8 protein-coding genes are annotated in these 10,885 nt (G+C 60.0%); 3 read left to right on the top strand and 5 right to left on the bottom strand.

Features of this window, described 5'->3' with window-relative positions; all coding sequences use genetic code 11:
- Nucleotides 1–268: 268 nt before the first annotated feature.
- The 5 genes from A15D_RS09905 to A15D_RS09885 all read right to left on the bottom strand — a co-directional run bounded on the left by A15D_RS09905 (nt 269) and on the right by A15D_RS09885 (nt 6,665).
- The gene (locus A15D_RS09905; RefSeq protein ID WP_102791806.1) at nt 269–1,474 is read right to left on the bottom strand and encodes an acyl-CoA dehydrogenase family protein; all 1,206 of its coding nucleotides are present in this window, start codon (nt 1,472–1,474) and stop codon (nt 269–271) included.
- Nucleotides 1,475–1,488: 14 nt separating this feature from the next.
- Complete coding sequence (locus A15D_RS09900; protein WP_102791805.1) at nt 1,489–2,796, bottom strand: acyl-CoA dehydrogenase family protein; 1,308 nt, start codon at nt 2,794–2,796, stop codon at nt 1,489–1,491.
- Nucleotides 2,797–3,092: 296 nt separating this feature from the next.
- Complete coding sequence (locus tag A15D_RS09895; protein ID WP_102791804.1) at nt 3,093–5,417, bottom strand: fatty acid cis/trans isomerase; 2,325 nt, start codon at nt 5,415–5,417, stop codon at nt 3,093–3,095.
- A 114-nt stretch (nt 5,418–5,531) separates the two neighbouring features.
- Entirely contained in the window at nt 5,532–5,984 is a 453-nt protein-coding gene (locus tag A15D_RS09890) for a DUF3429 domain-containing protein (RefSeq protein ID WP_233192196.1), read from the bottom strand.
- 183 nt (nt 5,985–6,167) lie between these two features.
- Nucleotides 6,168–6,665, bottom strand: a complete 498-nt coding sequence (locus A15D_RS09885; RefSeq protein WP_102791803.1) for a DUF1643 domain-containing protein — start codon at nt 6,663–6,665, stop codon at nt 6,168–6,170.
- 57 nt (nt 6,666–6,722) lie between these two features.
- On the opposite strand from A15D_RS09885, the gene A15D_RS09880 reads away from it, so the two are divergent.
- From A15D_RS09880 to A15D_RS09870, 3 genes are all read left to right on the top strand, one after another.
- Nucleotides 6,723–7,439: a nitroreductase gene (locus A15D_RS09880; protein ID WP_102791802.1), complete on the top strand. Its 717-nt coding sequence runs from the start codon at nt 6,723–6,725 to the stop codon at nt 7,437–7,439.
- 133 nt (nt 7,440–7,572) lie between these two features.
- Entirely contained in the window at nt 7,573–9,822 is a 2,250-nt protein-coding gene (locus A15D_RS09875) for a molybdopterin-dependent oxidoreductase (RefSeq protein WP_102791801.1), read from the top strand.
- Between the two features lie 64 nt (nt 9,823–9,886).
- Entirely contained in the window at nt 9,887–10,528 is a 642-nt protein-coding gene (locus A15D_RS09870) for an SDR family oxidoreductase (RefSeq protein WP_102791800.1), read from the top strand.
- The last annotated feature ends 357 nt before the right edge of the window (nt 10,529–10,885 follow it).

Genomic DNA, 10,885 nt, shown 5'->3' with positions numbered 1-10,885 from the left:
TAGCTCCTACACGGGGCGGGGGTGATGTCGTCGCCGCACCCGCCTTCGGCGGCGCCCCACACAATCTGTAGGAGCCATGCTCGCATGGCGATAAAGCGCGGGATAAGATCGCCATGCAAGCATAGCCCCTACACGGGACGGGGGTGATGTCATCGCCACGCCGGGCCTCGGACCCCTCCAGAATCTGTACGAGGGGTTGCTGCGAGCCCCGTGCGGTTAGCTATAAAAAAACGCCGCACAAGGCGGCGTTTTTTAGTCCCGGGCAGGGTTACTTCAGTTCTTTCGAACTCAGCCCCAGCACCCGACGGGCGATGACCAGTTGCTGGATTTGCTGGGTGCCTTCAAAGATGTCCAGAATCTTCGAATCGCGGGCCCATTTCTCCAGCAATTCATCTTCGGTATAGCCCAGGCTGCCTGCCAGTTCCACACAGCGCAAGGTGATGTAATTGCCGACACGTCCGGCCTTGGCCTTGGAAATGGACGCTTCCAGGGTGTTGGCTTTCTTGTTGTCTGCCATCCAGGCGGCTTTCACGGCCAGCCAGTAGGCTGCTTCCCAGTCTGCTTCCATCTTGTAGATTTCCGCTTCGATGGCTGAGCAGTTGTCTACCGGTTTGCTGAAGTCGTATTGCATGTGCTCCTTCAGCAGTTCCTTGATGCGCTCCAGTGAGGCTTTGGCACAACCGATTGCCATGGCCGCCACCAGCGGGCGTGTGTTGTCGAAGGTCTCCATGACCCCGGCAAACCCTTTCTTGGTGTCGATTTCCGGGGAGCCCAAAAGGTTCTCCGCAGGAACGCGGCAATCCACGAAGTTGATGGCGGCAGTGTCGGACGCGCGAATGCCCAGTTTCTTCTCCAGGCGTGCGAGTTCCATGCCCGGTGTGCCCCAGTCCACCACGAAAGACTTGATGGCCGCACGGCCCAGCTTCGGGTCCAGACTGGCCCATACCACCACGCAGTCGGCGCGCTGGCCGGACGTCACGAAGATCTTCTCACCGTTCAGGATGTAGTGATCACCATCTTTCTTGGCGGTGGCGCGAATGGCGGCGGAGTCAGAACCGCAACCGGGCTCGGTGATGGCCATGGCGGCCCACTTGCCCTTGAACCGTTCCAGTTGTTCTTCGTTGGCGACGGCGGCAATAGCGGCATTGCCCAGGCCCTGGCGGGGCATGGCCAGCAGGAAGCCGGTGTCGCCGTAGCACATTTCCATGGCTCCCAGGCATACGCCCATGTTGGAGCCATTTTTGACACCGCCTTCATCTTCACGGGTGCCCTTGCCGGTGGTTGCGGCGCCCGCAGAGTTGGCCGGGTCGCCTTCGTTGAAGCCATCCAGCACTGCTGCCAGCATATCCAGCTCTTTGGGGTAGTCGTGCTCGCCACGGTCATACTTGCGTGACAGGGGGCGGAGGGTGCTTTGTGCCACCTGATAAGCGTTGTTGATCAGGGGTTTGAACTTCTTGGGAATTTCGATATTCATGATGTGCTCCCTCCTTACAGGTGCAGGCCGCCGAAGGCGACACCGACGGCACGCAGATCCCGATACCAGCGTTCCACCGGGTACTCTTTGGTAAAGCCATGACCGCCGAGCAGCTGGACGCCGTCGGTACCAATTTTCATGGCTTTGTCTTTCACCAGGGTGCGGGCCAGGTGGGCTTCGCGCTGGAACGATTTGCCCTGCTCGGCGCGACACACGGCGCGGTAGGTGAGCATGCGCATGGCATCCAGCTCAATGGCAATGTCGGCGATCATGAAGGCCACGGACTGGCGATGGCTGATCGGTTCGCCGAAGGCGATACGCTCGTTGCAGTACGGACCCACGTAGTCCAGTACGGACTGGCACGCACCGATGGCCAGTGCACACCAGCCGAGAGTGCCGAGATCGACAAAGGCGCGGTAATCGAAGTCGCCGTTCCCCAGGCGGTTTTCTGCCGGAACCCGAACGTTGTCCAGGGTCAGCGGGCGCTGGGCACTGGCGCGAATGCCCATGGAGGGATCTTCGCCGACAGTGAAACCCTCACTGCCGCCTTCGATAATAAATACGGCGGGGCCGTCTTCGGCCTGGGCGGCGACCAGAAACAGCTCGGCGTCGCCGGCCAGCGGAACCAGCGATTTTTCACCGTTGATCACATAGCTGTCGCCGTCCTTGCGGGCGGTGGTTTGCAGTGCCATGGGGTCGAACAGCGGGCGGGGTTCGCACACGGCGATGGTGGCCTTGGGCGGATTCTCTTCCGCGAAGGTGCTCAGGTACTTGTCTTGCTGCAGGGCGGTACCCCATTGGGTCAGGGCATTGGCCACACCCATGGGGGCGAGAATCGCGACGGCCTGCCCCATGTCGCCACGGGCCAGGTCTTCGGCCACCAGCATGCTGGTGACGGTGGAGCGTTCGGTGGCGGCACCACCAAGGGATTCCGGCACGGCGAAGAAATTCAGCCCCAGTTCCTGGGCCTGAGCCAGCACTTCGTCACTGGTCTTCTGAGCGGCATCGGCGTGTTCTGCTTGCTCGCGCAGCACCTCGGTGGCAAAGGCCTGAACGCTGTCGCGGATCATCTGTTGCTCTTCGGTGACACCAAGATCAAACAGGTCTTTGGTGTGGCCGGGGGCGTTCAGGCGCTCCGGTTTGCTGCCGGGCTTGCTGGATTTGAAGGTGCGGGCGGTGGTGGTAATCACCTGAAAGCCGCCTTTGGTGAGCGTGTATGCCAGGCGCTCAACGCTCTTGCGCATGCCCAGCTTGTCCAGCACGTCGGAACTGGCCAGACGGTTAAGCGCGGTGAGCGCGTAACCTACTGCATCTTTTGCCATGAGAAGTAGCCTCGTTGTTTTTGTCGATTGCAGTCGATTATGAAGCGGGGCGGCTTAGTCTCATTGACCAATGTGACCAACCAGTCTGGCCAGTAGGCAACCGGGGTGGCGCTGTGGGCCTAGCCATGGGCAAGGGGAAAGGGTATGGCGGTGCGTTTTGTCAGGAGATGGGGTGGGTGTGGACGACACCCGGACGCCATCCGCCCGGGCGGGAGTGATACCCCAGTCCTTTGTGGAACCACCGTTTCCACAGAACCACCGCTCCCACAAGGAGGGGAGGGTGGTGCTTACTGCGGTTACAGGTTCTTGTAGCGGTTCATGTCCAGCACGGCCGCCTGGGTGGGTTCATTGGCTTCCATATAGCGGGTGAGGGCGTGGAAATAGTCCCAGAACCTGGGATGGGTGCGGCGCACGCCGAAACGGGTGACCAGATTGGTGAAGTCATCTCCGTCTTCCACGGCATTCATCTGTTTGACGAAATCGTCGACGTCTTCAGTGCGCAGATTGAACATGAAATTGGGGTAGCTGGTCAGCACACCCGGGTAGAGCGTGATGGTGTCCAGTTCCGGTTGGTAGCGCATGTCCTCATTCATCATGAAAGCCACATTGCTGTGGGCGCGATTGCGGAACATCGTATACACCTCCTGCTCTCCGTCTCGGTTTTCCACGCGGATCATGGCGACTTCGGGCAGGTAGTGGATGGCTTTCAGGTTGGCGGCCCGGCGTGAGGCCAACTGGCTGAGGCTCGAATCGGCTTCCTGCTTCCAGGCGGCCACATCCTGGCGCTGGCAGCGTTCGCTGTCGCAGCGGTTGATCGGGTCCGGGCGGGCATTGATGTGCTTGAAGCGTTTTACCAGCTCATCGTTGAATTCGTTGACCGGGGTGCTGGTCTTGAACTCAATGCCTGTCGGGTTCTGGGTATCGATGGACGCATAGCTGATTTCCATCCGCAGCTTGCCACCATCCTGATACCAGTTGTTAACCACCGGCTGGCGCATGTCTTTCGGGAAATAGCGCAGTATGTTCTGTTCGGCGCCGTTGCGAATCAGGTCGAAGTACAAGCGGGTCTGGGCCTGATGCGACACCGAGCCAAAGACATTGAAGTTCACCACAAGCTGATAATAAGTCCGCTCGAATAACGGGTAGTCCATGACCCAGGTAGTCAGCGGGTAATCGCCCAGCAACCCTTTGCGCACAGAGGCGTTGTCGTGGTTACGCAGAATGGTGAGCAAGGCATTGGGGTTATGGCCATCGCCATCCCAAATGCTGTCCCAGGTGGGCCCTGCGGGCTCGTATTGGCCGTAGCCTTCCTTGCGCAGGTTCAGGTAGTCGTTACGTTTGCCGCGGTACTTGTACCATTCCGGGCCCAGCGCCAGCAGGTCATCGTCCTGACCGGGCAGGCCCAGCAGGCCGCTGACTTTGGCGCGGTATTCCGCATCGTTAATGTACAGATCGTGATCCGGATCCTGGAACACCGCCCAGAACTGGTCGCGAATCACATCTGTTGCGACCTGGCCGCGACACACGGGGCCACGAATAAAGGTACGCACAAAGTATTCCGCATTATCCAGCATGAATTGATAGCGGGCGCGGGCGGGCACTGCATCAAAGGTGACAAACGGATTGGCGCGATCGTCATAGCTGTAACCGGGTAGCGTGTCCACGTTCCAATCGCTGCCAAAGAACAGCTTTTGGGTCCGTGCCAGTTTTTCCGGGTTCAGGGAAAAGGTGATATGGGTCTTGTGTACCAGGGTGCCCTTCACCGGTGCCAGGCGGTACCAGAAATTTTCCGGAGGCATGTCATTGGGGCGCACGGTGCCGATGGGTTGGATGGGTTCACCGGGAGGGGTGCTGGAGCGGTAAACCTGGAAGAAGTGCTCTGGCCGGGTTTCGCTGTCCTCTTCACCAAAATACAGGTGAGCGAGATACAGGTGCTCGTAAAGCCAGCGGGCCACCAGCTGGTGACGTTTGTCTTTCTGGTTGAGCAGGGTTTCCCAGGCCTGAATCTGCTGTTGTTCATCGGCACTCAGGGTCAGGGTTTGAGGCTCCATGGGCGCCCCCTGGTGCATCCACTCTTTCAGGGTGCTGAATTCGTCATCGGTGAGGCCCGTGACGGCCAGTGGCATGCCTTCCATCGGGCGGTCGTCTGCGTAGTCGTCAAACTCGTCCGGGTTCGGGCAGGTGTTTTCACGGGCAAGGCCGAGCTGGATATCATCAGGGAGTTTATGATTGGCGGAAAATTCGTGCTGCTTGCCGAGTTCCAGCATCTTGTACAGCAACGATCCTTTCATGCCCCAGGCGCTATCCACCACCGAATAAAACCCCTTGTCACGCCATTCGGCGGTGCTTTGGGCATCGATAAAAAGCCGGGTCGGATCGGCGTTTTCGGTGCGGCCACCGTTATAGACAGGTTGCTTGCTGGCGCCTCGATCCAGGCCTTCCATGGTCTCCAGCTTGAGCTGACAGGGCGCATCGTAGCAGCCATGGCAGGCCAGGCACTTGCTGTCAAAAATCGGCTTGATGTCCTGCTGATAACTGACGTTGCCATTGGCAGCGAAGGACAGGGCCGGGGTGATGAGCAAGCCGGTAACGAAAGCAAAAAAGTGGCGGGTCGAACGCATCGGAGTGTGTCTCCCTTTGAGTTTGCAACAGTCTAGCCGGGCAATTATGGCGTTGCCATCCGTGGATGCTAAACAGGGTAAAAGCTGCAGGGGGGGAGAATCCGCTGTAGGGGGCTAGAACATAGGCATCATCACTGCCGCCCAGCCAATCAGCATGGCCAGCACGGCGCCCCCCGTCAGCTGGTTGCGCAGTTTTCGATACCAGCTGGGTAAATCATCACTGAACAGCATCTGTTCCGTGCCCCAGACAAAGGTGAGGCCGGCACAAAGCATGGGGATCCCCATTTCCCGGGGCAGCAGTAATCCTGCCCAACCGATAAACGCGGCCAGCACACCGAAAAGCTGGGTGGGGAATTGGTTGCTGTTATTGAATTGCCCGAGCACACGGCCCCAGTGGATGGCTCCGGCAAACGTCAGGGAAATGGCGGCATAGGCCACCAGCGCCATGAGTGCCATCTCTCGCCACGGATCCGCCCAGGCCAACATGGCAAGCAGGTACATGGGCGCCAGGCTCACCAGTGTGAGGGCACGGGTACGGCGGATATTGTCGGCGCGGGGGTCGGCCACGGTCGATCCTTTAAAATTAGCCTGTTTCCATTATCCGCGTCCCAGGTGAAGGTTGGGGCAAGGCGCGCAGTGCCCGCCTCGCCCCCCCCCCACACACAACCTGTAGGAGCCATGCTTGCATGGCGATAAGGCGCTGGAGAAAGATCGCCATGCGAGCATGGCTCCTGGGGGAGGAGAGCGTGGTTAGCGGCGATAACCGTCCCAGGGGGAGGCGGTCAGGTGTTTGGGGAGGTAAAGGGGGTGGGCCGGATCGCCGGAACGATTGATGCGGATGGCGTGCAGGTTATCCAGCTGCCGCGCCACGGTGTGCGCTCTGTCCATGTGGTGGCCCAGGTTGCCCCACGCGGCAACGACGAGATCAGCGTCCCGAGCCAGTTTTCGCAGCCATCGGTCATTTTGCGGTCCCACTGGCTCCGGGGCGGCAAAGAGGTCGTTGGGGTAGGTGGCGCGGTAGGCAAACAGGTTGGCCACGCACAGGCCGGCATAGCCCCAATCGCGTGCAAAGCCCATGCAGCGGCGGATCGTAGGGTCATCCTGGCGGTGGTCGGCTGTCGAAGGGTTGAGACCGATCAGCAGCATGAAATCATCGCCTTCGCCCCACTGACGCCACAAGGCATAACGGTATTGGCGGCACCGGGAAAAATTGGCTCGGCGTTGCAGGTTGGCGTCGTGATGGGTCATGGCCGGGTATTGTAGGGATTTGGCATAGTCGTGCCACTGTCTCCCGAGGAGTACCCCATGGAATTCAAGGACGTCATGGCCCAGCGTCACAGCGTGCGAGCCTTTACCGATCAACCGGTCAGTGACGAATTGCTGAATGAACTGCTGGCCATGGCCACGTCTGCTCCCAGCTGGTCCAACACCCAGCCGTATCAGATTGCGGTTGCCAAAGGCGCGGTGCTGGAAGACTTGCGTGAACGGTTGCCGCCCATGTTCGATGACCTGGTGAGTCTGGCGCGGGGCTCAAAGTTCAAGCAGCTCAAAGCCATGGTGACCAAAGATGGCGTGCCAGACGGGGATTTCCGCCCGATCACCGATTACCCCAAGGATCTGCAGCCACGCCGCAACGCCACCGGGCAGCAGCTGTATGAACTGCTCGGCATTGAGCGCGGTGACAAAATGGGCCGTCACTTGCAGATGCGGGAAAACTTTCGCTTCTTCAATGCGCCAGTCGCGCTGTTCATCTTTGTTCACGAGGGGCTGAACGTTTACAGCCCGCTGGACGCAGGGATCTTCCTGCAAAGCTTGATGCTGGCGGCTACCGATGCAGGCCTGGGCACCTGTGCCCAGGGCGCGCTGGCGATCTGGCGGTCACCACTGGAAAGGCATTTCAGCATCCCGGAAAACTACAAGCTGCTGTGCGGCTTATCGCTGGGCTACGAAGCGGATGAGACCATCAACCGTTTCAAACCCCAGCGCCAGCCTTTGCAGGCGCTGCTAGTCCCGGAACGGTAGTCCGCCCTCTGGCAGAGGTGGGGGAAGCGCTATGCCCGCTGCATGAGCGGAACGCCGTCATGGCATCCCCCTTGCAACTCTGTTATCAAAAGGGGCACGGTTTTCCCAGCTATCGCCAGGAACGAGGTCACGGATGAAACAGACGCACTACCATACCTGCAACCTTTGCGAAGCCATGTGCGGTATCGAAATCGATCACATGGGCGATGAAATTCTGGCGATTCGCGGTGACAGCGCCGACCCCCTGAGTCGTGGCCATATCTGCCCCAAAGGGGTGGCCCTGCAGGACCTGCACAACGACCCGGACCGCCTGCGTCACCCGGTCAAACGCACCAAGGACGGATGGGTGCCGATCAGCTGGGATGAAGCGCTGGACGAAACCGCCCGTCGGCTGCACGACATTCAGGCACGCCATGGCAAGAACAGTGTGGGCATGTACCTGGGGAACCCCACCGCCCACAATCACGGTGCCTTATTTACCCTGCTGCCGCTGATTAACGCCCTCGGCACCCGCCAGCGTTACAGCGCCACCTCTGCCGACCAGCTGCCCCATCAGCTTGCGACCTGGCAGCTATTCGGGCACCAGGCCCTGTTCCCCATTCCGGATATCGACCGTACCGACTATTTCATGGTGATTGGCGGCAATCCCATGGCCTCCAATGGCTCCATTATGACCGTGCCGGACATTCGCGGGCGCTTGAAGTCCCTGCAGGAGCGTGGCGGTAAGCTGGTGGTGGTGGACCCCCGCCGTACCGAGACCGCGCGTCTTGCCGATGAGCATGACTTCATTCGACCGGGCTCGGATGTCTATCTGTTGCTGGCGCTGTTGCAGGTCATGTTTGAAGAGCTGCTGGTCGCGCCGGGGCGGCTCACCGATTTTCTCGACGGGCAGGGGACGCTGGCGCGGCTGGTAGAGAACTGGACCCCCGAAAAAGTGGCAGAGGCCACCGGCATGACGGCCGACCGGATTCGCAAACTGGCCCGGGATATCGCCACGGCCCCCCGGGCTGCGATCTACTCCCGTGTCGGGCTGACTACCAGTGCCCACAGCACGCTCAGTGCCTGGCTGGTGTATGTCATCAATATTGTGACCGGCAATCTGGATCGTGAGGGTGGGGTGATGTTCACCAAACCCGCTTTCGATATTGTGGCCTTCGGTGCCCTTGGCGGTGAAACCGGGAGCTTTGACCGTTACCGCAGCCGGGTACACGGCTACCCGGAATTTGGCGGCGAGTTTCCCGTGACCACCCTGGCCGATGAAATGCTCAGCCCGGGTACCGGGCAGATCAAGGCGTTCATCAGCCATGCCGGCAACCCGGTGCTGTCCTGCCCGGACGGCAACAAGATGGACAAGGCCCTGTCCGGGCTCGAGTTCATGGTCAGCATCGATCTGTACATCAACGAAACCACCCGCCATGCGGACATCATCCTGCCGCCCACGGGGCAGCTGGAGCATGCCCAGTTCGACCCGATTTTCCAGGCTGTGGCGGTCCGCAATGTGGTCAAATTCAGCGAGCCGCTGGTGGAAAAACCGGAAGGCAGCCTGCACGACTGGGAAATCCTGCTGGGCTTGGCTACCCGGCTTGGGCGTCTCAAGGCAGAAAGTCGCCGGGAACGCTTCCAGGTGGAAGCCACCGATCGCTTCATGCGCAAGCTCACCGACAGGGGCATTGTCGACCTGGGCCTGCGTTTGGGGCCTTATGGCACTGGCGGGCGCAGCATGGCCATTCTGAAGCGGGCAGGGCTGCGTAGCCTGCCGAAGTTGGCCTGGAAGGTCCTGCGTGGCAAGCACAAGGGGCTGACGCTGAAAAAGGTGCTCGCCCAGCCCCACGGCATTGATCTGGGGCCGCTTCAGCGTGCTCTGCCCAAGCGACTCTACACCCGCAGCCAGCGTATTAACCTGGTACCGCCGTTGTATTTCCGTGCCCTGCAGGGGCTGCCGGTACCCAAACCCCCGAAAGCGGACGAGATGCTGATGATCGGCCGCCGCCATGTCCGCAGCAACAACTCCTGGCTGCACAACAGCCAGCGTCTGGTGAAAGGCAAAAGCCGCTGCAATATCCTGATTCACCCGCAGGATGCCGAACGGCTGGGGGTGACAGACGGCGACGACCTGACCCTGCGCAGCGAGGTCGGCAGCATTACCCTGCCTGCCTGGGTGAGCGACGACATCATGCCTGGCGTGATCAGTGTTCCGCATGGCTGGGGGCATGATCGCAAAGGGGTGCAAATGGATGTGGCACGCCGCGCCGGAGGCGCCAGCGTCAACGATGTGGTCGGTACCACCCGTGTCGAAGCGGTCACCGCCATGGCACAGTTGAACGGCATCCCGGTAAAAGTCGAGGCTGCCAGCGCCGCGGTCCCCAGGCAAGCGGCGGTCTGAGCGGCGGCCCCCTTGAAATCCTGTCGACCACAACCATGGTTACCTCAACAGCAAGGAGGTAACCATGAATATTTTGATCGCCGGAGCCAACGGTAAAATTGGCCGCCGTCTGATTCCTCATCTAGTCGCTGACAACCAGCGAGTGCGCGCCATGGTGCGTGACCCTGCCCAGCAGGCCGACCTGCGTCAGCTTGGTGCCCATGAAACCGTGGTAGCAGACCTGGAAGGCGATTGTCGCGAGGCGCTTTCTGGTCAGGACCTGGTGATCTTTACAGCAGGTTCTGGGCCTCACACGGGGCCGGAAAAAACCATTGATGTAGACCAGAACGGGGCCATCAGTCTGATCGATCAAGCCAAAGAGGTCGGGGTAGGGCGTTTTATTATTGTCAGCTCCATGCGCGCTGACGAACCGGGCTCAGGTCCGGATGCACTACGGCATTATTTTGAGGCGAAAGGCAAAGCAGACGACCACCTTCGCCAGAGCGGACTGGCGTACGCCATTGTCCGTCCCGGCCGCCTTACCGAAACCCCTCCCACCGGCAAGGTGACGTTGGCGCCAAGGTTGACCGAATTTGGTGATATCACCCGTGAAGACGTGGCCAAGGTGCTGGCGGAGACTGCCAGAGCGCCCCTCGACCATACCGAATTCGATGTGATTGAAGGGGATACCCCCATCATCCAGGCCCTGACCGACCTGGCCCCCTAGCCAGACCACTGGGTGCTGACGATCTGTAGGAGCAATGCTTGCATGGCGATCCATTCGTAACGCGAATGCTCAATTGCATCGAGCGGGTGAGGGTGGGTGAGAGCGCATATGGCCTTCGTTGCTGGGCGGCGCCCAAAGCTGGTGCATATTTGAGCGCACGACCATTTAATGCACAGAAATAGTGCTGCCCAATTGTAAGACTTGAGTAACATACCCATCTAATCGCACAAAACTGTCATAAATTTGCTAGATTATGGGCCCCCTCCAGGCCGGATCATCAAGATTTTGCGTGCCAAAGGGGTTGCTGTACGAAATGGCAAGGAAGCTGCACGCCGTCAGTGCGACATGCACGCAATG

This window comes from Alcanivorax sp. MD8A, from assembly GCF_002888555.1.
Taxonomy (GTDB): domain Bacteria; phylum Pseudomonadota; class Gammaproteobacteria; order Pseudomonadales; family Alcanivoracaceae; genus Alcanivorax.
The sequence above is the reverse complement of the archived record's forward strand: the minus strand, read 5'-3'. Positions and strand labels throughout refer to the sequence as shown.

Excerpts from the sequence above, each read along its gene's own strand:
- A15D_RS09870 (WP_102791800.1), top strand. The coding sequence starts at position 9,887 with ATGAATATTTTGATCGCCGGAGCCAACGGTAAAATTGGCCGCCGTCTG.
- A15D_RS09900 (WP_102791805.1), bottom strand. The coding sequence starts at position 2,796 with ATGGCAAAAGATGCAGTAGGTTACGCGCTCACCGCGCTTAACCGTCTG.
- A15D_RS09875 (WP_102791801.1), top strand. The coding sequence starts at position 7,573 with ATGAAACAGACGCACTACCATACCTGCAACCTTTGCGAAGCCATGTGC.
- A15D_RS09895 (WP_102791804.1), bottom strand. The coding sequence starts at position 5,417 with ATGCGTTCGACCCGCCACTTTTTTGCTTTCGTTACCGGCTTGCTCATC.
- A15D_RS09885 (WP_102791803.1), bottom strand. The coding sequence starts at position 6,665 with ATGACCCATCACGACGCCAACCTGCAACGCCGAGCCAATTTTTCCCGG.
- A15D_RS09880 (WP_102791802.1), top strand. The coding sequence starts at position 6,723 with ATGGAATTCAAGGACGTCATGGCCCAGCGTCACAGCGTGCGAGCCTTT.
- A15D_RS09905 (WP_102791806.1), bottom strand. The coding sequence starts at position 1,474 with ATGAATATCGAAATTCCCAAGAAGTTCAAACCCCTGATCAACAACGCT.